Genomic DNA, 26,198 nt, shown 5'->3' with positions numbered 1-26,198 from the left:
GGTTCGACCATGCGCCTTGTTGTTGTGAACGACGTTTCCGTTGTCCGAGGTGGAGCCACGAAAGTCGCGATCCAGTGTCTGCAGGCTTGTGTACGGGCCGCCGTGGATTGCACTTTCTTGGTCGGCGACGACGGGACCGGCCTGGAAGAGTGCGGCCTACGCGTACCCACGATCGCGCTTGGCGAGAAGCCGCTTCGAGACGGGCCTGTCATTGCCAATGTCTTCGACCGTCACTTCAATAAGCGGGCATACGAGGCGCTAGCGATGCTGTTGGGGCAATCCTGCGAAGAGACCGTGGTTCATGTGCACGGCTGGAACCAGATCCTGTCGCCTTCGATTTTCCATGCATTGGCCGAGAACCGGGCCCGCGTCATTGTAACAGCCCACGACTTTTTCCTGAACTGCCCGAATGGTGGCCGGCTCAATTACAAGAGCGGCGAAATCTGCCCGGTCAAACCGATGTCATTCGAGTGCCTGGCAACCAACTGCGATAAGCGCAACTATCTGCACAAGCTCTGGCGCTTCCGGCGCATGCTGGGGCAGATTGGCGTGGGCGACGCCTTCTGGGAGCGCATCGAGGTGATCCTCGCGCATGAGAAAATGGAAGCCTATTTGACCCCCGGGCCAATCAGGAACTTCCAGACTTTGCGCACACCCACCGAGCCTTTCACGTGGCGGCCGACGGAACCTTGGCGGCGCGAACGCATCATGTTCCTCGGCCGCATGACCTGGGAAAAGGGCGTGCGTACGCTTTGCGAAGCGCTGCGCATGACCGGTCAGGCAGCAACGCTGATCGGCCGCGGGCCGCTTCTCGAAGAAATGCGGGTGACGCTTCCCCATTGCTGGGTCCCCGGCTGGCTCGATGATGCGAGCGTGTCCGAGCTTGCCGACCAGGCACGGATATTCGTGATGCCGTCTAGGATGCCGGAGCCTTACGGGCTGGTGGCCGCAGAGGCGATCATGAGCGGAATCCCGGTAATCATAAGCAGCAACGCCCTCATTGCTGACGAGGTTGAGCAAAACGGCGCAGGGCTGGTGTTCAAGAGCGGCGATGCCGCCTCACTCGCCGAAGCGCTGCTGAAGGTCAAGAGCGACAGCCTTGTGCAAAAGCTCGCCGAAGGCGCCCGCGCCTTTGGCAAGAAGATTGCGCCCAGCCGCCCGGAATGGGAACGCCGGATGATCGCGATCTATACGGGGGAGACTGCATTTCTCGCTGCTTAGGGGGGATCATGACGCGTGCACTCGTGACTGGCGGATGCGGCTTTGTCGGCCGGCATCTCTGTGACCGGCTTTTGGCCGAGGGCTTCGATGTGGTCTGCGTCGATTTGATGAAACCGGGAACGGGCGCAAGGCCACCGGTTTCAAGGCAGCGCTTGCATCGTCAGTTCACCTTGAACGAGCAGGATTGCCGGGCATTTTTCGAAAGCGCCCACGAGCATTTCGACTATGTGTTTCACCTCGCCGCGCTCGTCGGCGGGCGCATGACGCTCGAGAACCAGACGCTGCTCGTTGCCGAAGATCTCGCCGTCGACGCAGCGCTCTGGCGGTGGGCAGGCGAATGCCGCCCCGGAACCGTCGTCTATTTCAGCTCCAGTGCGGCCTATCCCGTGGCGTTGCAGACTGAGGCGATGCAGACGAGGCTCTGCGAAGACATGATCTCTTTCGAGCGCCCGCTCGGTGTGCCCGACCTCAGCTACGGCTGGACCAAGCTTACCGGCGAGTACTTGATGAAGCTCTATGTCGAGCGCTATGGCGGCCGGGCCGTTGCCTACCGGCCATTCAGCGGCTATGGCGAGGACCAGGACCTCGCCTATCCCCTCCCGGCCATCTGCAGCAGGCTTATCAAGGAGCGCGGCGCGCCGGAAGTCTCTGTCTGGGGGAGCGGACACCAATGCCGCGACTTCATCCACATTTCCGATTGCGTCGATTTCATCTGGAAAACGATGGACGTGCTGGCATCAGGCGCAAGCCTCAACCTCTCGACGGGCAAGGCAACCTCTTTCATTGCGCTTGCCGAGCTTGTCAGCCGCGAGCTCGGCTGGACACCGCAGGTGCGAGGAACGGCAAGCCGTCCAGAGGGAGTATTCTTCCGCTGCGGCGACGTTGCGCTTCAAAAGTCGTTCGGACTGACGCCGAAGATCGGTATCGAAGAGGGCGTGCGGCGCTGCCTTAAGCATCATCACCGCCTCGAAGCTGCCTGCGCCCGACCCACGAACCTGATTGCGCAGGCGGGAAACTGGCCTGAACCGCTTAACAACCATTCGTCACTTACCCGCACCAAAAACGGTCATGATGTCGTTGCCACTGAAGAGTGCAAGGGCATGAGCGTCAAAGCCTCGGCAGCGACGAGACTGCAGGTCTGAAACGCTCTCCGGCGCGTCTTTGAGAATAACCGGCGACAAATGCAGCCAGATTAAATCCTGCGTTTTCCGATGCCGACGCACGCCGTGGCTCGACGGAACTACACTCCTTTGACCGGAGCCTGCTCCCTTATCCTTGGGTGTCCCTGAGGCACTTCATCACTTCCCGAAGCCCGCGCGTCAGATGCTTGTCTCGGCGAAGGACCATCCCAAGCTCGCGTTCGAGGCGCGGGCTGAGAGATGACACAGCAATGCGATCGGCGCGATCACGCTTCAAGGCGAGCCCCGGAAGAATCGACCATCCAAGGCCGGCTGCGACCAGTTCCTTGATTGCTTCGACGCTCCCAAATTCCATGGCCGGCCGCGCCTTGTGTCCTGCTGCCGCCATCCAATCGTCCGTTGCACGGCGCCTATTGCCGCCTTCGTAGAAAAGCAGCGTCTGCTCCGCCAGAAATGCGGCATCCGGGCCGCCATCGGGCAGTTCGCTTCCCCTTCGGAGCGACCGCCAGCAATTCGTCCCGATAGAATGATTCAACCTCGAATGCGCGACCGGACGCAGGCAATGTGACGACCGCCAGGTCGAGGAGGTTTGATTCGCGATCGCGGAGGATGTCCTGCGTATTGCCGATACGAACGGTGATATCGAGGTCGGGCATTCGTCGCTTGACGACTGCGATTGCCTTCGGCAGCAAATGAATGGATGCAGTGCCTCCGCTGCCGATACGGATCCGGCCCGAGAGGCCGTCTCGATGAGGCATCATTGCTTCCTCGGCAGAATGCCTTTGTGCGCTATTTCGAAAAGCGCAAGACGTGGCGCAGCCTCCTGGAACTGACAGCCGCGCAGCTGAACGATATCGGCGTCACGCCAGAAGCGGCCCGGCCGAAGCGTCGAAATCCTGGTTTTGGCAGTAGCGCCCCCGCACCTACGCATGACGCTGCCTTCGAGGCAGATCGGTCTTTGACAAGCCATGGCTGCACAAGGCCAGGATTCCACTTGCTGAGTCACAACTAACATGTTAGTCAATCGATACTGAACAGTCAGATTGTGGGATGCAGGTTCGTGGGGCGTTTTGGATTATCGGTCGCGCTGGCGACACCTTTCGACGGCGACGATAACATTGCAGTTTCCGCGATGATCGCGCAGGCAAAGCGCAGCTTTGCGGCCGGCTGCTCAAGCGTCACGCTGTTTGGGACGACTGGCGAAGGATCGTCGATCGGCAGCGCTGAGCGCCAGAGGGTGCTTGCCGCATTCATCGAAGCCGGTATTGATCCCTCCCGAATCGTCGTGGGCGTCCTGGTCGATGCCGCCGAGGATGCTGCCGCCCAGACGGGCCATGCCCTGTCCATGGGTGTCCGAAACGTTCTCCTGGCCCCGCCTTGCTATTTCAAGAATGTCAGTGACGAAGGCATTTTCCGCTGGTTTTATGGCGTATTCCGCATTCTCGGGCACCAAGCCCGTGACATCATCGTCTATAACATTCCCTCCGTCACGATGGTGCCCTTGAGCGTTGCGCTGATCGGCCGCCTACGTCAGGCCTTTCCGGCAATTGTAACGGGCGTCAAGGATTCCTCCGGCGATTGGGCCTTTACCGAAAAGCTGCTCGAGGCCCATCACGATCTCATCATCCTGATCGGCGATGAGCGTCATCTGGCACAAGGCACGCGCCTGGGCGGCCAGGGCGCAATCTCCGGCATGGCGAATTTCATCGCCCCCGAGATCAAGCGCATGGCCGAAGAGGGAAAGGATGATCCGCGCGTGGTCGCTTTCGTGGCCGAGCTCCTGAAGTATCCCGTGACCCCCGCCGTAAAGGCGATGATCGCGCATCTGAGCGGCGATGAAATGTGGCTTGCGGTCCGCCCACCGCTCGTTTCAATAACCGGCGAAGGATGCAATAAGCTTGCCCTCGCCTTCGACGCCCTGTTTCGAAAAAAGGCCGCTTAATCGTCATGTACGAAGGGGGATCCATGGATGGACTGGACGAACAGCCGACCTTGCGGGAAAGAGCTTATGAAAGCTTTACCCGACATCTGCTGGCGCGCGATGTCCGCCCCGGTCAGTTCGTCTCCCAACGCCGTCTCGTCGAACTGACCGGGCTGACGCTCGGCGCAATCCGTGAACTCATTCCAAGGCTCGAAGCCGAAGGCCTTATCAAGACGGTGCCACAGCGCGGCCTGCAGATTGCTCATATCGATCTCAACCTGATCCGTGAAGCCTTCCAGCTTCGCGTGTTCCTGGAGAAGGAAGCAGTTGCGCTTTTTACCCGATCGGCTTCCGACGAAACGATCGCGGGCCTCCTGAAAATGCACCGGGACATCGCCGACGCCATCAATGGCGGCAACAATTCGCATGATCTTGAGCTTCACGCCCAGGCCGTGGACTGGGGAATGCATGACGCCTTCATCGACGCGCTCGGCAACACCATCATCTCGAATGTCTACCGGGTGAATTCGATCAAGATGCGCCTTATAAGCCAGGAACGCTTTCGTATCGACGGCCGTGTCGGACCGGTCATGGGAGAGCATCTGAAGGTTCTCGAAGCCATCGAGCGAAGGTCTGCGGAAGATGCGGTCAGCGCGCTCGTCGCACATATCCATCACGCGAGGGACCGCGCACTCAGATTATAGGCAAAGCAAGCCGGCGGTGAGGAGATCTCCGGCAAGAAGAGGAGGAATGGAATGTCATCTTCAATTTGGAATCCAACTCGCCGGAGCTTTCTGGCTGGTTCCGCCGCTCTTGGCGCCGCCGGCTTTCTTGGCGTCCGGGCGGCATCGGCCGCCGTTGACTGGAAACGGTTTGCCGGCACGACGCTCGAAGTCAATCTCGTCAAGAGCCCACGCAGTGAGATCATCCTCAAATATCTCGGCGAGTTCGAGGAGCTGACCGGTATAAAGGTCAATGCCGAGGCGACGCCCGAACAGCAGCAGCGCCAAAAGACAACGATCGAACTCAGCTCCGGAAAGCCGAGCTTCGACGTCGTTCACATGAGCTATCACGTGCAGAAACGGCAGTTCGAAAAGGGCGGCTGGCTTGCCGATATAAGCGGATTTCTCAAGGATCCGTCCCTTACCGATCCGTCTCTGGTCGAGGGTGATTTCGCCGATGCGGGCCTGCAATTCGCCAAGGATTCCGACGGCCTCCTGCGCTCCCTGCCCTTCTCCGTCGACTACTGGATCGTCTACTGGAACAAGCAGCTCTTCGAGAAGAAAGGCCTTTCGTATCCCACAACCTTCGACGAGATGGCGAACGCCGCAGAGGCCCTGACCGACGCGTCGAGCAACACCTACGGCTTCGTTGCCCGCGGACTGAAAAACGCCAATGTCCCCGTCTGGACGGCCCTCATGCTCGGTTACGGCATGACGCCCCTCGGGCCTGACGGCAAACTGCGCACCACCTCCGATGAGGCCGTCCAGGCGGCAACGCTCTACCAGCGACTGATGACGAAGGCAGCACCTGTCGGCGTCTCCGGATTCAATTGGGCAGAAGCGCAATCGGCATTCCTGCAGGGAAAGGTCGGCATGTGGCTCGATGGCGTCGGCTTTGCGCCGCCGATCGAAAACCCAGAAAAATCCCGCGTCGTGGGCCAGGTGGGTTACGGGATCATGCCGAAGGGCCCGAAAGCGCAGGCCGCCGCAACATTTGGCGACGGTATCGGCGTAACGGCAGCAAGCAAGAACAAGGAAGCGGCCTATCTTTTCTGCCAATGGGTGGTTTCCCATGACATGGGCGCCCGGCTCCTGCAGGCCGGTGCCGGCGTTCCCTTCCGCCAGTCTGTCCTTGAAGATCCCAAGGTGCGCGAAGGCGTTACCATGCCGAGTGCATGGGTCGACGCGGTCGTCGGCTCCGGCAAGATTTCGAAGCTCGCCCTGCCGGTCATCATCCCGGTCACCGAATTCCGGGACATCTATGGCGTCGGCCTGACGAACATGATCGGCGGCGCAGATCCGGCCGCCGAACTCAAGTCCGCCACGGCTCAGTTCGAGCCAGTGCTGGCCCGAAGCGAGGGATGATGTCTTCGGTGAGCATTGAAGCCGCGAAAGCGACGGCAACCAGTCCAAGGAGCAAGCCCAGTGGGCTTGCTCCGAACTACTGGCCCTTCGTCGTTCCTGCGCTGATCGTAATCGCTGCCGTCATCGTTTTTCCATGGGTCTTCACCCTGTGGATGAGCGTGAACAGCTGGACGCTCGGCCAGGCACAGGCCTTTTCAGGCTGGGACAACTATCTCCGTCTCGCGACCGACACGCGTTTTTGGGATTCCCTTTGGCACACCGTCCTTTATACCGTGCTTGCGGTGATCGGACCTCTGTTTCTGGGAACGCTTGCCGCCCTCATATTTGACGCGCAGTTCCCCCTGCGCGGACTCCTGCGCGGCATATTCGTCATGCCGATGATGGCGACACCTGTTGCCATCGCGCTCGTCTGGACGATGATGTTTCATCCGCAGCTCGGCGTCCTCAATTATCTTCTCTCACTGGTCGGAATTTCGCCTCAGGAGTGGATCTACAATCAGACGAGCGTCATTCCCTCTCTGGTTCTGGTGGAAACCTGGCAGTGGACGCCGCTGATCATGCTGATCGTGCTTGGCGGCCTTGCGGCTCTGCCGCGCGAGCCGTATGAAAGCGCCGAAATCGATGGCGCCAATACCTGGCAGAAGTTTCGGTATCTCACGCTGCCGATGATTGCCCCCTTCCTGATGGTCGGCGTCATCATCCGCAGCATCGACGCCGTAAAGAGCTTCGACATCATTTATGCGATGACGCAAGGCGGACCGGGAACGGCCTCGGAGACGATCAATATCTATCTCTACAATACGGCCTTTTCCTATTACGACATCGGCTACGGATCTGCGATGGCCGTCGTCTTCTTCGTCGTCATCGTCGCGCTCTCCTTCGTCTTGATGATGGTGCGCGCGCGGACGAACTGGTCAGACACGGAGACACGCTGATGAAGCGCAAGACGCTCGATCGCATCGGCCTTTTCTTCGTCGCCCTGGTGATGGTCTCGCCGGTCATCCTGTTCTTTCTGTGGATGATCTCGCTGTCCCTCAAATACGAAATCGACAATGGAGCCTATCCGCCGATCTTCATCCCAGAGCGATTTGCCTGGTCGAACTACGTCAAAGTCTTCGAGGAAAACAATTTCTTCCTGTATTTCTGGAATTCCATCCTTGTGACGGGGACGGCGACATTTCTGGCGCTTCTGATTGGCGTGCCGGCAGGCTATGGAATTGCCCGGCTCAAGGCCGAGCGTTCGGCAATGGTCATCATGATCGCGCGAATGACACCAGGGCTTTCCTTTCTGATCCCGCTCTTCTTGCTGTTCCAATGGCTGAATCTCCTCGGCACGCTCTGGCCACAGATCATCATCCATCTGGTCGTGACCGTGCCGATCGTCGTCTGGATCATGATCGGCTATTTCGAAACGACGCCGATGGAGCTCGAAGAGGCGGCAAGTATCGACGGGGCAACGCCATGGCAGGTCTTCCGCCTGGTGGCACTGCCGATCGCCAAGCCCGGCATTGTCGTTGCCTTCATCCTCTCCGTGATCTTCTCGTGGAACAATTTCGTGTTCGGTATCGTGCTTGCGAGCCGCGAAACCCGGACGTTGCCGGTGGCAGTCTACAACATGCTTTCCTTCGAGCAGGTCAGTTGGGGACCGCTTGCGGCAGCAGCGCTGATCGTCACGTTGCCGGTGCTGGTGCTGACAATGTTTGCCCAGAAGCAGATCGTTGCTGGTTTGACGGCCGGCGCCGTCAAAGGCAGCTGAGTGGTGGGCATGCTGTTTTGACGAGGGAGAGGGTTTCAAAGGCAAAAGACCGACAGCCGCACGTCTTGTGCGTTGGCGCAGCTGTGCTGGATACTCTGTTTCGCGTCCGTAAAATGCCGGCGGGACAAGGCAAGATTCTGCCATATGACATGCTGCAGATAGCCGAGGGCATGGCCTCGAGTGCGGCTTACGCTGTTGTCAGGCTTGGGGGCAAAGCAAGCCTGTGGGGCGCTGTTGGGGATGACGAAACAGGCAAGCGCATTATCGCGGATCTCTCTCTGGCCGGCATCGACATGAGCGGAATGCAAATCGTGCAAGGCGCAAGATCTGCTATTTCGACCATCCTGGTTGACGACGGCGGCGAGCGTCTCATTGTCCCCTTTTACGACCCTGAACTGCATCGATCCGCCAAGCACATTTCGACAACTGAAATCGCCATTTTCGACGCTGTTTTGGTTGATGTTCGATGGCCAGAGCTTGCTCTTAAGGTCCTGGAAACGGCGCGGAGCCTGGGCAAGCCGGCGATCTTGGATGGCGACGTCGCCGCCGATGGGGTGATCGAGCGGCTGGGGCCGGCAGCGAGCCACATCGTCTTTTCGCACCCTGCAGCAGGCAAGCTGGCGGGAACGGAAGATTGTGCTGCGGCGATCGGGGTGCTCAAGCAGCGTTTCCCGCTGGCATTTATCAGCGTCACGGCGGGTGAAACCGGCGCCTATTGGCATGACGATGTCAACGGTTGCGTCATGCATATGACCGCGCGACCCGCCAAAACAGTCGATACGCTTGCGGCAGGCGACATCTTCCACGGCGCATTTGCCTTTGCCGTCGCACAGCAATTGCAAATCGAAGATGCCATACGCATCTCATCGGCGGCGGCAGCACTTAAGTGTCAGGTCTTCGGCGGACGCACCGGTGCACCTAACAGCGATCAGCTTGCCGCCTGTCTGGCACAATGGACGCCGCAGATCTCGCGGGTGTGACTGCACTTGCAGCGCTCCTCAAGGCTCGAACCGGCTGGTGCAGCCGCCACGAAACGGCACCCTTTCATATTCACTGCCTTTAATTGTATACTTTCATTGCGATTCCCTCATTGAGAGTGTCACGATAAAGTCACGACATCTTTGTGCAAGCCTGTGCTTAGTTCTCTCGAAGGCGCCATGGAGCGGATCCAATGGAAACAGGATCGCCATGGAGCGCATCATTTCGCGGTTTGGAGAACATTGAAGGAAATGAGATTGCAATGCAGCCTTGATGCTCTTCAAGCAGGATTTAGTCGACAAGCCGGTTTCTTCTCTGCGGCGTTTCAATAGCAGGTGTAGATGCCCATCGAATTCAGACGGATAACGCATGTCGAAGCCGCGCAAAGCGCAGCCATTATGGTTGAGGCTTACGCCGAGCCGCCTTGGAATGAAAAGTGGTCGATCGAAAATGCAGCTTGGCGACTGGATGAATTGGCCACAACACCTGGCTGCCTTGGTGTGGCAGCGTTCGAGGCGAAAGAAGCCATCGGGTTCGCCTTTGCCCTTCCGCATACCTCGGTGATAGGCCGCGGCCTGCACCTTGCTGAGATAGCCGTATTGCCCAAGCATCAAAGAAAGGGAGTTGGCACGGGTCTGCTGAGCCGCCTCCAAATCGAAGCCCGAACTATGGGTTATCTGCAGATCTGGCTCGTTTCCCAGCAGAGCGGCCGCGTTGCGGACTATTACACGGGTAACGGGTATGAGCCGTCGAACAGGCTTGGCGTTTATTCCAAACGACTTCGCTAACCGCGATGATGAAGCAATGAGCCATGGCCGAGCTTGCCGGCCGGGCTAGTGCTTGTGCAGATTAATGGCGTCCACGGACAGCGCCAGGTCGGGCAGCCCCATTTCGGCCCCATCCCCGATCTCGCGGGTAACGGCCTTCAGGGCCAGGTCAAGCCAATGCGTCGCGTCGACAAGTTCAACGTCCTGTGCGGCGTATCTGGCGTAAGTGATCATTCGGGCGAGCGCGATGAGCTCATCCAATTCCTCAATGGATCTTGCATTGTGGCTTGAGCCATCTGGATTACTTGCGGAAGTGGCGCTCATGTCAATCTCCAAAATCTCTAAAGACCATATTGGGGATGACGGCGAAGAGCCCGTGAAAAACGCGTGACACAATCGGTAATTGTACTGAGTGGCGCATACGCTTGTTAAATGGGCGAAACAAATGTCTCGTTCATATGCCAGGAAATCTCTCTATCAACGGGGAAGTCACTGATGGCGCGAACCGCTTCCAGAAGAGCAAGAGCATCAATCCGTTTCTGATCGACGGCGTTCGAGACCAGCAGCGAAAGCAACTCCCGCGGTGCCGCAATGTTGGCTACGCCACAACTGGCGATGATCGATTGCCAGGTCCGTTCCTTGAAGAAGATTCGAGCAGCACTCTCCTCAAGCCTTGCCCGCATGGCAGATGCAAGTCGCTTCTCGCTTTCCAACTTGTCGAGCGTGGCCCTGACATTCACGAGCGGCACCGTCAGGGGTGTGTATCCATATTCCATCGGGCCGTGGAGCAAAGCGACGTCAGCGTCATCGACGGTCGCGCCCTTTTCGTATTCACGGAAGACACGGCCGATGCCAACCATTCCAAAGAGCTGGCATTCTGCAGCGCGCAGTGCTCCCATGCTGGCAGCGCCCAGCACAGCTACATTGTGAGAAAGCGCGTAGAGGATCTCCTTGTGCCAGACCGGCGCCGTATATTCGAACCCACCGTCGATTAGCCCGATGACACTCGCGCCACGCCTCACGGCGGCAAGAACATCGCCCTGAACAGCCGGTGGGCAGACGAAGACCTCATCTCCAGCGAAGGATGCCGCATCTGGAAGGCTCGGACCGACAAAGATCACCTTCATGACATGATGGCCTTTGAAACCGCCCGGTTTCCAAAGCGGCGTGCGCGTTCTCCCTCCGGATTTTCGAGCGCAGGAATAAAGATTTTCGCGACGCTAAAAGGAAGTGCGGGATCGCTGAGGGCCAGGACGATGACCCGATCTATTTGCTTTTCCCGCAAGGCACTCAGTGTGTAGTCGAGATGTTGAGAGAGCGATTGCGGATGCGCCGGCGCAATCGTCGCCGGCATCGCCGGAACCGCCTGGAAAGCAGTGCGCGTCTGCAACGGGAGAGGTGCAAGGAAGGTATCGGGCAATATGTCATCCCGTGCACCGCTGATATAGGTCAACCGGGATTGAGCTGCTTCGGTTACAGCCCGTATGGCCGCGCGAACGGGCGACGGATGAGCCCCGCTTCCTGCCGTCACTTCGACAAAACGGACATTTGCGTCGTCATGAATATTGCCTGGGCCTAAAATTGCGGTGAAGCACGGAACGGCGATATCGCTCATTATGTCGAAAAGCCGAAGTGCCAACCCGGCGGTTTTTATCTTTTCGACCAGTTGATCCAGGGCCGGGTCCTTGAGACCGCGTGGATCGATGCAACGCGAGTGGCGGTCTCTGTCATTGCCTATCTGCCACAGGACATAGGCATCCCGTTCTATGCGCTCGAGAATGCCATGCAGCATTGCCTCCTCGAGCGTATTTCCGGACGCCAAGCCATCGGAGGACATCCAGAAACGGCAATCGCGTGTCCGGTCGAGGATCGCAGCCTCGAAAGGAATATAGATCTCGGTCCCCGACAGGAGCTCCCTTCCGAGGGCCCATTCGATCTCTTCGTCGTCGCCTATGTCGTTCTTGTGGCGACCAATCAGACAGTTCAGCTTTTCGACCTTGTAGCCGGATCCTTGAAGGCGACGGGCGCTTGCTTGGACAGTATCGACGGAAGGATTGCCGGCAACGGCCCGTTCCAGGGCCTCCATGACGGCCGATACCTTCGCATCGTCGTCGCTCAGGCCCTTGCCTTGAGCGACGACGATCGAACGGGCGTTGGGAGAATAGGCACACCAGACTGGTATGCCGACACGATCAAGACCGGTGTGACGTGCGACACGGGTAACGCCGAAGTCAACCAGAAACGGCGCGACACGAGTGAGCGTCTCTGACGGCATGATGGCCCGATCGGAATATGAAAGGACTTGAGCGGCTGTCAGAGCAGCATCTCAACCGTCGACGTGACCGGAAAACACCGCTTGCGCCGAAGAAACCGCGATGGCGAAGTCCACCTTCTTCACAAAGGTGCCTCCGGTCTTGCGGACATCCGCAACAACTTGTGCCAGCTCTCCAACCGGCGATCCAAGCGGCTTCACCGTGCCCGCGTCAAGATCCGCAATCCAGAGATCCGCCTGTCCCGCAACACCGAATACGACAGCTTTTTCCATGAATTTTCTCCATAAGGGTTGTTTTAAAATCCGGCCTTTAAAAGGCCTTCCCGATAAAGGTCCTTCTGCCATTGTTCCTTGAAAGGAACGACAGAGAGCCATTTCTCGACATCGAAAACAGGATTCAGTGCTTCGGCGCGCTGCCGGTAAAACTGTGCCCGCTTTCGATCGCCGATCATCGCAAAGCTCGCCGCCGCGATCCGGTGAGCCGGTGCTTTGTCTTTCATTGCCTCCACGTAATCGATTGCGTCTTCATACTGCTCAAGAAAGTAACATGCCCCTGCCGCGCACCAGAGATAGGCGTCGGGCGATATCGGGTTGAGCGAGATCGCCTTTTTGATCTTCGACAGCGCGTCGCCCGGGCGAGACGCATGTACGAGTGTGTCAGCATGGCTATAGATGACGTCGGCAAAATGCGGACTCAATTCCTCTGCCAGACTGAGGGCGGAAACGCTGTGATCGACGTCGCCGAGATAAAGCTTGGTGACCCCCAGTTCTCGATGTCCGCCGGCAAATACCGAATCCCCTTCGATGGCCTTCTCAGCGCTCGTTTCCGCCAGGCGCAGCAGCTCTTCGTTTCCCTGCGCGGTCACCAGCCACTCGCTCGTATAGGTGCGGGCAAGGCCGGCAAGTGCTGGCGAGAAGTTGGAATTGTGCCGAAGAGCCTCCTTGAAGGCGCTACGTGCCTTGCGGATGTGAGGCAACGTCAGTTTGCCCATCAAGCTCGCGCCAACGAGATAGGAATGGTACGCTTGAGGATCTGCCTCGATGTTCAATCTGGCCCGCTCGTTCTTCGCCAGCTCCTGCACAAGCGAAAAGGTCAGCCTCTGAGCAATGAGCCGCCTCTGTGTCGGCAGCGCATCCGATGTCATCGCAAAGCGCGTGGCCCAAATGACCTCGTCGGTGGGAAAATAGATAAGCTGGGCATAGAGCCCCTCAGGCGAAAGCCGCGTTTCAAGGAGATAGGAGATCGAATGGCGCGCAACGACCTGGGCTTTGTCGGAGTCGCGACGAATTTGCTCGGCCGTGTGCGGTGCGACAATAGAAATGTTGCGAAGCGCGCAAAGCTCGATGGTGACGTCTTCGATCAGGGCGTTGGCAATCGCGAGCCCGGCAACATGTCCCTGTGGGACTGGCGGAAGCAGCACGACTCGAGGAAGGACTGACGACGAGGGCTTGCCAGGTTCGATGCGAACGAGCGCGTCTTGCGGGCTCAATGGCAGGGCGTCGATTTTTGGCCTGCTTGCCTTTTCACGCCTATCCGCGTCAGCCAGGTTGGTTCCCGGTAGCCGGCGAAGCATTTCCCTGATTTCTTCATCGCCCGGATCTTTCTCCAGAAGATAAAGGCCCGCGGTGGATATTGCCCGGACATCATCGTTGCCTTGGGCATGTGGCAGGGCGTTAAAGAGCACTTCGCGAAGCTTCAATCTATGATTGCGACGCTCTGCCGTGATCCAGTTGTCAATCGACCTGGTTGAGGGTTTCACGCTTGCCATGAAATCCCGCTGGAGCAGATCGCTGATCGCTCTCAATCGCGCCAAGGGGGGCATTGCGCTGTCAAGAGCCTGGAGATCGACGGCAAGAGCCTCCGTGCGAAGCCGGATCGAACCGGAGGTGATCTGAAGCAGCGCCGCGTTCGTATCGTCGTCGACCTGTCGAATACGTGAGATCAATTTGCGCAGGTTAAGTCCCGACAGCTCGGCCTCCGCATCGGCCCATAGAAAGTCCGAGAGCTCATGACGGCTCAGTTCATGGGACTTGCGGCTGAAGAGATAGGCGACCATCACCAGACCTTTGGCCGGATAGCGAATGGCGTTGCCATTCGCATCGGCCAGTCGCAGATCGCCAAATGTCTGCAAATACAGCACCAAAGTGTTTTATCCTCGCTCGGACTCTATCTGACTGGGACTGTCGCGATGGTTCTCGACCGGGGTTGCAGAGCCAAGGCTTCTGGTAAGGGCAAGCAGTTTTTGACGGACGTTGGGATCTTCGATTGCCAGAAATGCCCTGCTCAGTGCCACTGCCTCCTTCGACGTCATAAACAGCGTGACATCATCCGTCTCCCGCCGCGGCTCGACATCGGGTGATGCGCTCGCATTGTTTTCGAAAAAGAACCCGACGGGGACCTTGAGAATTTCCGCAATCCTCTGGAGCCTGCTGGCACCAATTCGGTTCATACCCTTCTCGTATTTTTGCACCTGCTGAAATGTAATACCCAAGGCGTCCGCTAAACTGCTCTGGCTCAAGCCAAGAACCTTGCGCCGGAGCCGCAGACGACCACCTACATATATATCAATGGCATTTGGAGATTTCGCCTTCATGGGGCCCCCTCATGGCTCATGCGACGCGCATCATGATGCATTCCGTCAAAAATGCAACTAAAGGTGACCTTTTCTCGAACGATATTCTTGGTGTCCCACCAAGGATCGTCTTAATGTCATGCAACCAAAGTCTAACTGGTTTCAATTTAAGGTACCTGACTTGGGAATAAATGTGCAACGAGTCCCAAGGCAGTTTGTTTTAGCATGAAATACTATACTGCTATTTAAAATTGTGTCACGTCGATTTCACGCATCCCCGTCAATTTTTACAGTTATGCTTCCTTCGTCAATATTGGGGGCTTTCGGCCGATGGGCCGAGCAATCGCAGCGTCAGCGGGTGTTTCTATTGGGTCGATGCGTCGTCGGTGGTCACCACCGCTAAAGGTCGGAGTTATGAGAACTATGGAATTACCTTCTATACAGGTCAATCATGCCGATCGTCTTTTTGCCTGCCGGCAGAAGATCGAAGAGGCCGTTCACGAGATCATTTTCAGCGAGGGGCTAATGGAGTTTTCGGCAGCAGAGATCGCCATGGCGGTCGCTGATATCGCTGACGATTATATCCTGACGTTTGCCAGGCAGAAATCGGCAAGGCACTAGCCGGGCTTGTCATCGGATCAAGCGTTTGACGTCTGGGGCGCCATAACAAATGCCGCTTCGAAGGCGTCAGCCTCAGCTCGTGATTCGGAAGTCCGATGGCACCTCATCAAAGGAGGCCTGTTCGGTCACGACATTGGAAACGGACGCGCCGGCGGGTCCGTTCCAAAACTGTTTCAACATTGCAGAAACCGCCGCATCCTGTCCGGCGATCAATGCGGTCACAGATCCGTCGTCTTCGTTTCGCACCCAGCCGGTCAAGCCGAACCGCTGTGCCTGGGTCTTTGTCCATATGCGGAAGCTGACGCCCTGGACCCTTCCCGATACGTGCACGAGCGTCGCGTTGCGATCATCCGTCATGACCACCTCCCTCAAATGCCTTTTCGTCAATGTGAAGTGCACGAAAGGAAATGCAAGCACCTTCTGTGCAAGCAGAATGGCGCAAAGCAATCTTTCAGCCGTAAAGATAATTCGGAAGCCAAAGTGCCATTCCCGGCCAAACATACATGATCACCATGCAAAGGATGACGATCAGCATGTAGGGCATCATACCAGCGAAGATCTGGTTGAGCGTGACGTGCGGCGGTGAAACGCCCTTGAGATAGTAAGCCGACATCGCCACCGGCGGCGACAGGAAGGCTGCCTGCAGATTGACGAAGACGAGGACGCCCCAAAGGATGGGGTCGATATCGAAATGTCTCAGCATCGGCAGGAAGATCGGCACGAAGATAATGATGATCTCGGTCCATTCCAGCGGCCAACCAAGAATGAAGATGATCGCCTGCGACAGGATCATGAACTGCACCGGTGTCAACTCAAGCGCCAGCACCCATTCTTCGATCAGCGCCTGCCCGCCTAAAATGGCGAAAACGGCGGAGAAAAGTGCGGAGCCGACGAAGAGCCAACAGACCATCGCCGTCGTCTTCGCCGTCAGGAATACTGCCTCCTTGGTGCGTTTCCAGTTGAGCGTTCGGGCCTGGAATGCCAACAGGAAGGCGCCGGCCGCGCCGACTGCGGCTGACTCGGTTGCCGTCGTAATACCGAACAGGATGACGGCGAGCACCACGACAGTGAGGACCGCAAGCGGCATGACGGAAGACACCAGAAGCTTTATCACCTGAAGCCGCTCCGCGCCCATGTTGTAGTAATAACGGGAAAGGGCCGCAGCAGCGATTGCTGCAACGAGTGCGAACGTCACGTAGAAGCTCGTCGCCGGGCCATTGACCACGGCCGCGCCCGCATCCGCCGCGGGCGCTCCGAGCTGCTCCAACCCCTCCGGGGCTTCGGCCTCTCCTAAGGCCTGCGGATGGATGACAACATACCACCACACCAGCGCCAGCGTGAACGCAGTCAAGGAGAAGGGCACGAGGGCTGCACAGAAATTCTTGAGGAGCGTCCAGTAGGTGAGCCGTCCCTCAGCCGTTTCGAGTGCCATCGCCTTCGATGGCGAGGTCAATGCGCGCACAAGTCCGAGCATCATGTTTTGCGAATAGGCCGCCTGAAGACTGCGCATCCAGCTTGCCACCGGCACCCGCGTCTGCTCCTCCGGCAAGGCGGGTGCAACCCTCGGATTGATCGCCGCCCAGGTGAGAATATAGGCGAGATAGAGGAACGCGAGGAAGAAACCGGGAAACATCGTGGCAGCGTAGAGCTTGACCACGGACTGCCCGGCAACCGCCGCATAGACAATGATCATCACCGAGGGCGGGATCAGGATGCCCAGCGTACCGCCAGCGGTTATGACGCCAGAGGCAAGCTTAACGTCATAGCCCGCTCGCAACATCGGACTCATGGCGATCACCCCCATCAGCACGACGACGGCGCCGACGAGACCGCTCGCAATCCCCCAGAACGTGCACACGATCAGGGTTGCCACGGCAAGCGACGCAGGAACGCGCCGGAACGACAGCTGGATGCTGTAGAACATCTTGTCGACCAGCGCGCCGCGCTCCATCACGTAGCCCATCAATACGAAGAGCGGGATTGAGATCAAGACGTCGTTGGTCATTGCCCCGTAGGTGCGCTGAACCATGAGATCGAAGACGCGATTGTCGATCCAGTGCTCGGCCGGATTATAGAAGGCGTAGAAGCCGAAGAGCATGCCGAGCCCCATCAGCGTGAAGGCGGTCGGGAACCCCATCATGATGACGACCACGATGAGAAGCAGCATCGTCAGCCCGAGGAACGGATCGCTCACGTTTCGATATCTCCCCCCATTCCCCGTTGCCGCGCTGCCCTGTCTAGGTCGTGGGCGCGCTCGATCGCTGCCTCGCGCGTCTTTGCGTCTACGTGCTCGCTTTGCGCAAGCTGCTCGGCAACAACGTCAATCTCCTCCACGTCCTTGAGCCGGGCCGGCCACGCACCGGTCCTCAGGCAGACGATGCAGCGAAGGATTTCGGCAAGTCCCTGCAGCATGACGAGCGCGCCCGCCACCGGAATGACCGTCTTGAAGTAATAGATCGGTGGGCCTTCTGCCGTCACCGTCGAATGCTCGCCGATCCGCCAGGAAAGCGCTGCATAGTCATAGCCGGCGTAAACAAGGGCGGCGACGCCAGGCAGGAAGAAGAGGACGTAAAGGACGAGATCGAGCCCAGCCTGGGTCCGGGGCCTTAGCGAGCTGTAAACGAAATCGCCGCGCACATGCGCATTCTGCGCCAGCGCGTAGGCTCCGGCGAGCATGAACAGGCTACCATAGAACATGTTGCTGGCGTCGAAGATCCATGCCGTCGGCATGTTCAGGATGTAACGCTTGAACACCTCGACGCAAACGAGCGTCATCAGGCCGATGATGAGCCAGGCCGAAGCTTTTCCGACCCACACGCTGACTGCATCCACCCTGAGCAGAAAATGCTGAATGTTCACGCGTGCCCCCGGCAAAGAGCATATCCTCACTGCAAGCATCACCGGGGCTCCTGCCCGGTGATGCTTGAATCACACCTCAGAGTTCCTTTGCCACCCCGTTCGGTCCGAAGTAGTGATCAAAGGCCAGCCGCCGGCCGACGACCGTGTCCTGCTCCCATCGCGTTGCCCGCTCTGCGAAGGCGATCTGCGATTGAAGAATCTCCTTGAACAGCGGGTTTTCGCCGGCCTTCTTCTTCACCACCTCGTCGTAGACCTCCAGTTGCCTTTTAAGGATCGCCTCCGGAGTCTTGTAGAACTTCACCTTGTCGGTCGTCTGCATCTCGACATAGTCTTTCGAATAGCGGTCGATCGCCTTCCAGGCCATATCCTGAGACGCCGCCTCGACGGCATTGGTGATGATTGCCTTCATCTGTTCGGGCAGGCCGTCATACTTGGTCTTGTTGAACATGATTTCGAATTGCTCGGCATTTTGGTGATAGCCTTGCAGCATGCAGATCTTCGACACATCCGGGAAGCCGAGTACCCGGTCGGATGAGGCATTGTTGAACTCGGCCGCATCAAGCAGCCCGCGGTCGAGCGCCGCAACGATTTCCCCAGCAGGCAGCGCGTTGACCGCGGCCCCAAGAGCGGTGAAGACGTCGATCGAAATGCCGACGGTGCGGAACTTCAGGCCCTCGATATCCTCGGCCTTGGCGATCGGCTTCTTGAACCAGCCGAGCGGTTGTGTCGGCATTGGGCCATAGGGGAACGAGACGACGTTGGCGCCGATCGATTCGTAAAGCTTGGCGAGCAGCTCCTTGCCGCCGCCATATTTATGCCAGGCAAGCAGCATGTTGGCATCCATGGCAAAGCCTGGGCCCGAGCCCCAAAGCGCCAGCGCCGTCTGTTTGCCGTAGTGATAGACAAGCACGCCGTGGCCGCCGTCGAGCGTCCCCTGGGAGACCGCATCGAGCAGGCCGAAGGCCGGCACAACGGCACCCGCCGGCAGTACCTCGATCTTGAGATCACCGCCGGTCATGTCGTTGACCTTCTTGGCAAAATCGAGTGCGAACTCGTGGAAGATATCCTTGGAAGGCCAGGTGCTCTGCCAGCGCATGTTGACCGGCCCCTGCGCCTTGACGACGCTTGGCGTCGCCATCATCGCCGCGCCAGCCATGGCTGCGCCGCTTAGGAATCTACGGCGCGACGTTTTCCCCTCGACCTGGGTTTTGCGTTTCATTTTTTCCTCCCGAAAGCATGGGCTTTTCTCGCCCTTTGATGGGCGGGATGAGGAAGGGGCATGCCGTGTCCGTCCGCATCCCACTCATGATCTAGGTTCTTAACTTCAGATAATACTCCTCAAAGAGCCCCAAGCAAAGATTGCAGAAATGGACACTTGAGCATTTCCTCAAGTCCGCACGACTCATCGAAGGAACAGGCGATCGGGGAGATGGCTTGTGAATATCAGCCCAATTCTAGAAAGGAGAATTCTCAGCCTTTGCGAGCATCCGGCGGCAGCGGCGGAAGTCGATGATCGTATGTGAGAGCACGGCAGCCAGGATGATTGCACCGCCCAAGAACGTGGCGACCGGCGGTTGCTCGGCAAAGAACAGCCAGACCCAGAAAGGCGTCAGAATGATTTCCATGGTGCCGAGTAGGGCAGCTTCCGCCGGCGGCATACGTCGTGCACCCGCAAGGAACAGAACCAGCGCAATGGCAAAATTCGTAGCCCCGAATGCCGCAAGCACGACCCAGTTGTGAAGATCAAGGGAACCGATCGAACCGAAAGGTGCAAAGAGGATAAGGGTGAGAAACGCACTGACGATAGTCGGGGGGAGGCTTGGCACATCGGGGTTGATGCGGGGAATGATGATCACAAGGGCAAATGAGACGGTCATTCCGAGCGCCAGAAGGTCGCCGGTTCCTGTGCCGCCGCCGATCGAAGAGGCGACAATGACCGCAACTCCCGAGAAACAGACGCCCCCGGCAACGAGGGTTCGCCTTGCGACTTTCTCCTTCAGGATCAGCCAGCCGAAGAGGGCGGCAATGAAGGGGGCGGTGGCGTAGATCATCGTGACGTTCGCAACGCTGGTCATATAAAGTGCGCCAATGAAGCAGGCCTGACTGAAGGTCTGACATGCAATCATCGCAAGACCCGAGGGATGAAAGACCGAGCGCCATTGACGCTTGGAAAAGCCGCCTTCGAGGAAGAGGCTCGGAACCAGGAGAAAAAGACCGCCGAATAGCGAGCGCCAGGCGATTGTCGTCCACACATCGACGGTCAAGAGCCGCGAATAGAGGCCACTGGCGCTCCAAGCAAGAGTTGCGGCGACCACAAGAGCAATGCCTTTTTCGTGCTCGCTGAGCCCGAGGGATCGTGCCTGAAGATGGATGGTCATGCGGGCTGCCTTGGGACAAGACTGAAGCGACACGATCTGTGTGCGCCCCCAATTGACATCAGGCAAACGAATAGTAGAGATATCTGCCATCGGATTTCCTTGTGGCTGCCCATGCGTGAACCAATTGAAAGCGACCTGTTGAGGACCTTTCTGGTTGTGACCGAAACGTCGAGCTTTTCGGCCACCGCCCAGCGTATCGGCCGAACCCAGTCGGCTGTCAGCGCTCAGGTGAAACGACTAGAAGACACGATCGGCGAAACGCTTTTCGATAGAGGCGCGCGCGGCGTTGCTCTGACCGGCGCTGGAACGCAGCTCCTTCCCTATGCCCGACGGGTGATCGACCTTCTGAACGAGGCAACGGCGACGATCCGGACCAAGCCGCTGGACGGGCCCGTTCGCATCGGTATCCCCGAAGAATATAGTCAGACCGTATTGCCGGCCGCACTTGCTGCATTCTCCGTGCGCCACCCGGCCGTCGAGGTGACGATCTCTTGCGATTACACATCCCATAATCTTGCAGCGCTCGAACGCGACGAACTCGACCTCGCCGTCGTTTTCGACTGGAGCAATCAGATCAACGGCGAGGTACTTTGCATCGACCCTACGGTTTGGGTGACCTCGCTGGTGCATCGGTTGCACGACGCCGATCCGCTGCCGATCGCAATCTACAGAAATTCAACCTGGTGCCGCGATTTTGCACTTCGTTCGCTGGAACAGCACGGCCGCAGATATCGCATTGCCGTCATTGCCGATACCAGTTCCGGACTGAAGAACGCGGTCGCCGCCGGGCTTGCGGTGACCACGCTCTCGCGCAGCAACATCCCGCCCGGATGCCGGGAACTGACGAGTGCTGATGGCTTTCCGCTGGTCGATTCATCCCGCGTGGTATTGCGCCGCAGCCGGCATCATTCCACCGCGGCGATCCAGGAACTGGCCGAAAGGGTGCGCGAGGCCTTCCAGCCTATGGCCGCTCTTGCGCCAACATGATGCGACGGCGAAGGCGTCGCCGGGTGTCGGAGGGGCTTTCGGAGAAGCTTGCCCGGTAGCTGCGGGCAAAGGCGGAAGCCGAATTGAAGCCGGTTGCGGCAGCGATATCGGCAAAAGATGCCTTGGTCTCGATCACCTTGCGACGGGCAGCATTCAACCGCAACGCCAGATAGTGCACATGCGGCGGCGCCCCAATGCTCTCCTGAAAAAGCCCCTGCAGGTGGCGCGCGCTGATGCCGACGCGGCGCGCAAGCCTGGCCAGGACCAAAGGCTGCTCGATGTTGTCTTCCATCAACCGGATGGCGTGAGCGACACGCGGATCGCGCATCCGCAAACTGACCGTCGATGGCGAAAGCTCATGCTCGGAATGGAAATTTGCTTGTTCGTAGCTGAAGAGCCGGCTGACCTCCAGCGCCAGCGAATAGCCTTGCCGCTGCCGGATCACCTCGAGCATCAGGTCGACGGTCGGCAATGAGCCGGCAGTGGTCAGCCGCTTGCCATCGATGACGAAGCGGTCCCTTGAGGCACGAACGTGCGGGTAGGCGAGAGCGAAATCTTCGAAATCCTCCCAATGAATAGTCGCAGAACAACCATCAAGAAGGCTTGCTTCGGCAAGCAGCCACGTGCCGGATTCGATGCCGGCAATCATCGTTCGGTAGCGAGCAGCCTGCGAAAGCTGCATCTTCAGGGTCAAAGTGGCACCTTGCCGCCAGTTGTAGCTTGCGAGCACGAAGAGCGGCGCTGTATCGGCCGTTGCCTTGAAGGGCGCGCAGGCGGGAACCGGGATGTCGCTGGTGGTTGGAGCCGGATCGCCATCCGGGGTCAATAGACGCCAGCGATAGATCTCGCTGCCGGAAATGCGGTTGGCGCCTCGCAACGGCTCGATCACCGAGGCGATCAGGATCAGGTTCGTTTCCGGCAAGATCAGAAGGTCGATATCGAGCCGTTCTGTCGATCGCGTCAGCATGGACCCTCCACGATTTCCGAAACTGTATCACCTAGTTCCGTTAATGCAAAGCAATGACCGGGGCTTTGCCGCGTGATGGTCTCAATACGAGGGAGAACAAAATGCCTCTTGTGATGAACCGCGATGTCTTCATCACCTGTGCCGTGACCGGCGCCGGCGATACGGTCTCGAAATCCAGCCACGTTCCCGTTACTCCCAAGCAGATCGCGGATTCCGCGATCGACGCCGCCAAGGCTGGGGCGGCAGTCGTTCATTGCCATGTCCGCGATCCGGACACCGGTACCGCAAGCCGGCGCAACGACCTCTACAAGGAAGTGACCGATCGCATCCGCTCCGCCGAGATCGATGTCGTGCTCAATCTGACGGCCGGCATGGGCGGCGACCTGATTTTCGGCAATGTCGAAGCGCCACTGCCCCTGAACCCAAAAGGGACCGACATGGCGGGCGCCAGCGAGCGTGTCAGCCATGTCGGCGAATGCCTGCCGGAAATCTGCACGCTCGACTGCGGCACCATGAATTTCAGTCTCGGCGACTATGTCATGACCAATACGCCAGGCATGCTGCGCGCGATGGCGAAAAAAATGACCGATCTCGGTGTGCGGCCAGAAATCGAGGCGTTCGATACCGGCCATCTCTGGTTCGCAAAACAGCTCGCCGAAGAAAGCCTGATCGAGGACCCGGTGCTGATCCAGCTCTGCATGGGTATCCCGTGGGGGGCGCCAGACGATCTCAATACCTTCATGGCGATGGTCAACAACGTGCCGCAGAGCTGGACCTTTTCGGCCTTCTCGATTGGCCGCAACGCCATGGCCTATCCGGCAGCGGCTGTCCTCGCCGGCGGAAACGTCCGCGTCGGCCTCGAGGACAATCTCTATGCCGGCAAGGGCGTGCTTGCCACCAATGCACAGCTTGTCGAAAAGGCAGTGCAGGTCGTCGAAGGCATGGGCGCGCGCATCATCGGACCGGAAGAGGTCCGAAAGAAGCTGAAACTGACGAAGCGCTGAGGGCCGTATGATCAGGATCAACAAGGCAGCCTGCATAGGCGGCGGCGTCATCGGCGGCGGATGGATTGCTCGCTTCCTTCTGGCCGGTATCGACGTCGACGTCTTCGATCCACATCCTGACGCGCGCCGCATCATCTCCGAGGTCCTCGCCAATGCCGAACGGGCCTATGCGATGCTGACAGGCGCGCCGCTGCCAAAACGCGGCAAGTTGGCCTTCTGCGGCAGCCTGGAAGAAGCCGTCGTCGATGCCGACTGGATCCAGGAAAGCGTGCCCGAACGGCTCGACTTGAAGCGTAGCGTGTTAGCCCAGATCGACGCGGCAGCGCGACCGGACGCCTTGATTGGCTCCTCGACGTCGGGCCTGCTGCCGACCGATCTTCAGCGGGACATGCAGTATCCGCAACGCCTCTTCGTCGCCCATCCCTATAATCCGGTCTATCTCCTGCCGTTGGTCGAGATCGTCGGCGGCGAGAAGACGGCGATGGCGACGATCAAGGCAGCGATGGAAAAATTGCCGCCGATTGGCATGAAAGGCGTTCACATCGCCAAGGAGGTCGAGGCTTTCGTCGGCGACCGCCTTCTCGAGGCGCTCTGGCGCGAAGCCCTCTGGTTGATCCATGACGATATCTGCACAGTCGAGACGCTTGACGACGTGATCCGCTATTCCTTCGGCCTGCGATGGGCACAGATGGGTCTCTTTGAGACGTATCGGATTGCAGGTGGCGAGGCTGGCATGCGCCACTTCCTCGCACAGTTCGGTCCCTGCCTCGCATGGCCCTGGACGAAGCTCACCAACGTGGTCGATCTTGACGACGCCCTCGTCGAAAAGATCGGTCAGCAGTCCGACGAGCAGGCAGCCGGCCGTTCCATTCGTGAACTCGAACGAATTCGCGACGAGAACCTCGTCGGTATCCTTCAGGCCCTGAAGGGGTCCAATGGCGGCAAGGGCTGGGGTGCTGGAAAGCTGCTTAAGGATTTCGAGCACTCGCTTTGGGCAGCGGGCGGAGCGACGAAGGCGTCATTTGATCTTTCGCAACCGCTGCGACTGGTCGAAACCAAGGTCAGCCCCGCCTGGGTCGACTATAATGGCCATATGACCGAGCACCGTTACCTGCAGGTTTTCGGCGACACTTCGGATGCCCTCCTGCGCCTCATCGGTGTTGATCTCGCTTATGTTGAGGCGGGGCAAAGCTATTATACGGTGGAGACCCATATCCGCCATCTCGCAGAGGCCAAGCTCGGTCAGGCAATCCACGCAACCTGTCAGGTGCTTTCAGTCGATGAAAAGCGGTTGCAGGTGTTCCACACGATCCATGACACGGCGACCGGCGAGGCGATTGCGACCGCCGAGCACATGTTGCTGCATGTCAACACAAAAGCCGGCAAAACGACACCTGCCGCAGCTGGGGTGATTGAGAAAGCCGGGGCCATCGCCGCGGCCCATGCGGCTCTCTCCCGTCCTGAAGGAGCCGGCCGCCATGTCGGCCAGAAGCGTTGGAGTTCGTCATGAATTTTGCTCTTAACGAAGAACAGGAGATGATCGTCAAAACGGTTCGCGGCTTCGTCGAAACGGAAATCTATCCGTACGAAAACGCCGTCGAGCGCACCGGCGTCGTCGCGCCTGAACTTGGCCAGGCGATCCGGCGCAAGTGTATCGAACTCGGCTTTTACGCCTGCAATTTCCCTGAAGAGGTTGGCGGCGCCGGGCTTGACCATACCACTTTTACTCTGGTGGAGCGGGAGCTTGGCCGCGGCTCGATGGCCCTGACGGTCTTCTTCGGTCGTCCCTCGGGTATTCTCATGGCCTGCGAAGGTGACCAACGGGACCGGTATCTGCTGCCGGCTGTGCGCGGCGACCGGATCGATGCGCTTGCAATTACCGAGCCGGATGCCGGTTCGGATATGCGCGGCATGAAGTGTGCGGCCCGCCGTCATGGCAGCGATTTCATTCTCAACGGCACGAAGCATTTCATCTCGCATGCCGACGTCGCCGATTTCGTCATCGTCTTTGCCGCAACCGGCGAGGAGGAGACACAGAAGGGCACGAAGAAGAAAATCACGGCCTTCCTCGTCGACCGCGGCACGCCGGGCTTCGAGATCCTCAAGGGATACGATTCCATATCGCATCGCGGCTACCACAATTGCATCTTGAACTTCACCGATTGCCGGCTTCCCGAAAGCCAGGTGCTGGGCGGGATCCATTGCGGTTTCGATATCGCCAATGAATGGCTCTACGGCACGCGACTGACTGTCGCCGCCACCTGCGTCGGAAGGGCCCGGCGCGTCTTCGACATGGCCCTTCCCTACGCTGCCGAGCGCAGGCAGTTCGGTAAGCCGATCGGGGCCAATCAGGGCGTTTCTTTCAAGCTCGCGGACATGATCACCGAGATCGATGCGGCCGATTGGCTGACGCTTGCTGCAGCCGGGCGGCTCGATCAAGGTATTGGCGCCAACCGCGAGATCGCCTCGGCAAAGCTCTACGCTTCCGAAATGCTTGCGCGCGTAACTGACGAAGCGATCCAGATCTTCGGCGGGATGGGGCTGATGGACGATCTGCCGATTGCCCGTTTCTGGCGAGATGCGCGCGTCGAGCGCATCTGGGACGGCACGTCCGAGATACAGCGCCACATCATCAGCCGTGAGCTGCTGCGGCCATTTGGAGCATGAA

General features: G+C 58.7%; 27 protein-coding genes and 1 pseudogene. 15 read left to right on the top strand and 13 right to left on the bottom strand.

Annotated elements, in window-relative coordinates; translation table 11 throughout:
• The first annotated feature begins 9 nt into the window (after window positions 1–9).
• A complete protein-coding gene (locus tag BLP23_RS16085; RefSeq protein WP_092585790.1) occupies window positions 10–1,221 on the top strand; it encodes a glycosyltransferase family 4 protein in 1,212 nt (403 codons plus the stop codon).
• Between the two features lie 8 nt (window positions 1,222–1,229).
• On the top strand, window positions 1,230–2,363 hold the full coding sequence (locus BLP23_RS16080) for an NAD-dependent epimerase/dehydratase family protein (RefSeq protein ID WP_092585789.1): 1,134 nt from the start codon (window positions 1,230–1,232) through the stop codon (window positions 2,361–2,363).
• Window positions 2,364–2,490: 127 nt separating this feature from the next.
• Here the strand turns inward: BLP23_RS16080 and BLP23_RS16075 are convergent.
• Window positions 2,491–3,118: pseudogene (locus BLP23_RS16075) on the bottom strand (LysR family transcriptional regulator substrate-binding protein).
• Between BLP23_RS16075 and BLP23_RS35305 the strand changes: the two are divergent.
• The 8 genes from BLP23_RS35305 (at window position 3,061) to BLP23_RS16035 (ending at window position 9,890) form a co-directional block, all read left to right on the top strand.
• The gene (locus BLP23_RS35305) at window positions 3,061–3,372 is read left to right on the top strand and encodes a DUF1127 domain-containing protein (RefSeq protein ID WP_092586110.1); all 312 of its coding nucleotides are present in this window, start codon (window positions 3,061–3,063) and stop codon (window positions 3,370–3,372) included. The pseudogene BLP23_RS16075 and the gene BLP23_RS35305 sit on opposite strands and share 58 nt — an antisense overlap.
• Before the next feature lie 48 nt (window positions 3,373–3,420).
• The gene (locus tag BLP23_RS16065) at window positions 3,421–4,302 is read left to right on the top strand and encodes a dihydrodipicolinate synthase family protein (protein WP_092585788.1); all 882 of its coding nucleotides are present in this window, start codon (window positions 3,421–3,423) and stop codon (window positions 4,300–4,302) included.
• Between the two features lie 23 nt (window positions 4,303–4,325).
• Window positions 4,326–4,985, top strand: a complete 660-nt coding sequence (locus tag BLP23_RS16060; RefSeq protein ID WP_033419551.1) for a GntR family transcriptional regulator — start codon at window positions 4,326–4,328, stop codon at window positions 4,983–4,985.
• A gap of 51 nt (window positions 4,986–5,036) precedes the next feature.
• The gene (locus tag BLP23_RS16055) at window positions 5,037–6,368 is read left to right on the top strand and encodes an ABC transporter substrate-binding protein (RefSeq protein ID WP_092585787.1); all 1,332 of its coding nucleotides are present in this window, start codon (window positions 5,037–5,039) and stop codon (window positions 6,366–6,368) included.
• Window positions 6,368–7,303, top strand: a complete 936-nt coding sequence (locus BLP23_RS16050) for a carbohydrate ABC transporter permease (RefSeq protein WP_092586109.1) — start codon at window positions 6,368–6,370, stop codon at window positions 7,301–7,303. The genes BLP23_RS16055 and BLP23_RS16050 overlap by 1 nt, the downstream gene beginning before the upstream one ends.
• Window positions 7,303–8,124: a carbohydrate ABC transporter permease gene (locus BLP23_RS16045; RefSeq protein ID WP_092585786.1), complete on the top strand. Its 822-nt coding sequence runs from the start codon at window positions 7,303–7,305 to the stop codon at window positions 8,122–8,124. Before BLP23_RS16050 ends, BLP23_RS16045 begins: the two co-directional genes overlap by 1 nt.
• Window positions 8,125–8,141: 17 nt before the next feature.
• Window positions 8,142–9,104, top strand: a complete 963-nt coding sequence (locus BLP23_RS16040; protein ID WP_092585785.1) for a PfkB family carbohydrate kinase — start codon at window positions 8,142–8,144, stop codon at window positions 9,102–9,104.
• Between the two features lie 339 nt (window positions 9,105–9,443).
• Complete coding sequence (locus BLP23_RS16035) at window positions 9,444–9,890, top strand: GNAT family N-acetyltransferase (RefSeq protein ID WP_092585784.1); 447 nt, start codon at window positions 9,444–9,446, stop codon at window positions 9,888–9,890.
• 45 nt (window positions 9,891–9,935) lie between these two features.
• On the opposite strand, the gene BLP23_RS16030 is transcribed toward BLP23_RS16035, so the two are convergent.
• The 6 genes from BLP23_RS16030 to BLP23_RS16005 form a co-directional block, all read right to left on the bottom strand.
• Window positions 9,936–10,193, bottom strand: coding sequence for a hypothetical protein (locus BLP23_RS16030; protein WP_092585783.1), 258 nt, complete (start codon window positions 10,191–10,193; stop codon window positions 9,936–9,938).
• A gap of 104 nt (window positions 10,194–10,297) precedes the next feature.
• Window positions 10,298–10,996, bottom strand: a complete 699-nt coding sequence (locus tag BLP23_RS16025; protein WP_092585782.1) for a TfuA-like protein — start codon at window positions 10,994–10,996, stop codon at window positions 10,298–10,300.
• A complete protein-coding gene (locus tag BLP23_RS16020; protein ID WP_208603164.1) occupies window positions 10,993–12,147 on the bottom strand; it encodes a YcaO-like family protein in 1,155 nt (384 codons plus the stop codon). Before BLP23_RS16020 ends, BLP23_RS16025 begins: the two co-directional genes overlap by 4 nt.
• Before the next feature lie 48 nt (window positions 12,148–12,195).
• Entirely contained in the window at window positions 12,196–12,414 is a 219-nt protein-coding gene (locus BLP23_RS16015; protein ID WP_092585780.1) for a hypothetical protein, read from the bottom strand.
• A 23-nt stretch (window positions 12,415–12,437) separates the two neighbouring features.
• Window positions 12,438–14,282: a peptide antibiotic resistance protein gene (locus BLP23_RS16010; RefSeq protein ID WP_092586108.1), complete on the bottom strand. Its 1,845-nt coding sequence runs from the start codon at window positions 14,280–14,282 to the stop codon at window positions 12,438–12,440.
• Window positions 14,283–14,291: 9 nt separating this feature from the next.
• Window positions 14,292–14,735 (bottom strand): helix-turn-helix domain-containing protein, encoded by a 444-nt coding sequence (locus BLP23_RS16005; protein WP_092585779.1) that lies wholly within the window; start codon window positions 14,733–14,735, stop codon window positions 14,292–14,294.
• 402 nt (window positions 14,736–15,137) lie between these two features.
• Here BLP23_RS16005 and BLP23_RS16000 point away from each other — a divergent pair, with 402 nt between their 5' ends.
• On the top strand, window positions 15,138–15,335 hold the full coding sequence (locus tag BLP23_RS16000) for a hypothetical protein (RefSeq protein ID WP_092585778.1): 198 nt from the start codon (window positions 15,138–15,140) through the stop codon (window positions 15,333–15,335).
• A 72-nt stretch (window positions 15,336–15,407) separates the two neighbouring features.
• Here BLP23_RS16000 and BLP23_RS15995 read toward each other — a convergent pair whose 3' ends face one another.
• The 5 genes from BLP23_RS15995 to BLP23_RS15975 form a co-directional block, all read right to left on the bottom strand.
• The gene (locus BLP23_RS15995) at window positions 15,408–15,692 is read right to left on the bottom strand and encodes an acylphosphatase (RefSeq protein WP_092586107.1); all 285 of its coding nucleotides are present in this window, start codon (window positions 15,690–15,692) and stop codon (window positions 15,408–15,410) included.
• Between the two features lie 94 nt (window positions 15,693–15,786).
• Window positions 15,787–17,529: a TRAP transporter large permease gene (locus BLP23_RS15990; protein WP_092585777.1), complete on the bottom strand. Its 1,743-nt coding sequence runs from the start codon at window positions 17,527–17,529 to the stop codon at window positions 15,787–15,789.
• Window positions 17,526–18,233 (bottom strand): TRAP transporter small permease subunit, encoded by a 708-nt coding sequence (locus BLP23_RS15985; RefSeq protein WP_167363907.1) that lies wholly within the window; start codon window positions 18,231–18,233, stop codon window positions 17,526–17,528. Before BLP23_RS15985 ends, BLP23_RS15990 begins: the two co-directional genes overlap by 4 nt.
• A gap of 37 nt (window positions 18,234–18,270) precedes the next feature.
• Complete coding sequence (locus BLP23_RS15980) at window positions 18,271–19,413, bottom strand: TRAP transporter substrate-binding protein (RefSeq protein ID WP_092585775.1); 1,143 nt, start codon at window positions 19,411–19,413, stop codon at window positions 18,271–18,273.
• Window positions 19,414–19,648: 235 nt separating this feature from the next.
• Window positions 19,649–20,572 (bottom strand): DMT family transporter, encoded by a 924-nt coding sequence (locus tag BLP23_RS15975; RefSeq protein ID WP_092585774.1) that lies wholly within the window; start codon window positions 20,570–20,572, stop codon window positions 19,649–19,651.
• Window positions 20,573–20,683: 111 nt separating this feature from the next.
• Between BLP23_RS15975 and BLP23_RS15970 the strand changes: the two genes are divergently transcribed.
• Window positions 20,684–21,559 (top strand): LysR substrate-binding domain-containing protein, encoded by an 876-nt coding sequence (locus tag BLP23_RS15970; protein ID WP_092586106.1) that lies wholly within the window; start codon window positions 20,684–20,686, stop codon window positions 21,557–21,559.
• Here BLP23_RS15970 and BLP23_RS15965 read toward each other — a convergent pair.
• Complete coding sequence (locus BLP23_RS15965) at window positions 21,534–22,526, bottom strand: GlxA family transcriptional regulator (RefSeq protein WP_092585773.1); 993 nt, start codon at window positions 22,524–22,526, stop codon at window positions 21,534–21,536. The genes BLP23_RS15970 and BLP23_RS15965 overlap by 26 nt on opposite strands.
• 101 nt (window positions 22,527–22,627) lie before the next feature.
• Here BLP23_RS15965 and BLP23_RS15960 point away from each other — a divergent pair, with 101 nt between their 5' ends.
• The 3 genes from BLP23_RS15960 to BLP23_RS15950 are packed head-to-tail and all read left to right on the top strand — an operon-like array spanning window position 22,628 to window position 26,197.
• Window positions 22,628–23,530 (top strand): 3-dehydrocarnitine:acetyl-CoA trimethylamine transferase BcoG, encoded by a 903-nt coding sequence (locus tag BLP23_RS15960; protein ID WP_092585772.1) that lies wholly within the window; start codon window positions 22,628–22,630, stop codon window positions 23,528–23,530.
• 7 nt (window positions 23,531–23,537) lie between these two features.
• A complete protein-coding gene (locus BLP23_RS15955) occupies window positions 23,538–25,040 on the top strand; it encodes a carnitine 3-dehydrogenase (RefSeq protein WP_092585771.1) in 1,503 nt (500 codons plus the stop codon).
• Entirely contained in the window at window positions 25,037–26,197 is a 1,161-nt protein-coding gene (locus BLP23_RS15950) for an acyl-CoA dehydrogenase family protein (protein WP_092585770.1), read from the top strand. The genes BLP23_RS15955 and BLP23_RS15950 overlap by 4 nt, the downstream gene beginning before the upstream one ends.
• Window position 26,198 lies beyond the last annotated feature (1 nt).

This window comes from Rhizobium mongolense subsp. loessense (genome assembly GCF_900099775.1).
GTDB lineage: Bacteria > Pseudomonadota > Alphaproteobacteria > Rhizobiales > Rhizobiaceae > Rhizobium > Rhizobium loessense.
This window is presented reverse-complemented; position numbering and strand designations above follow the sequence as displayed.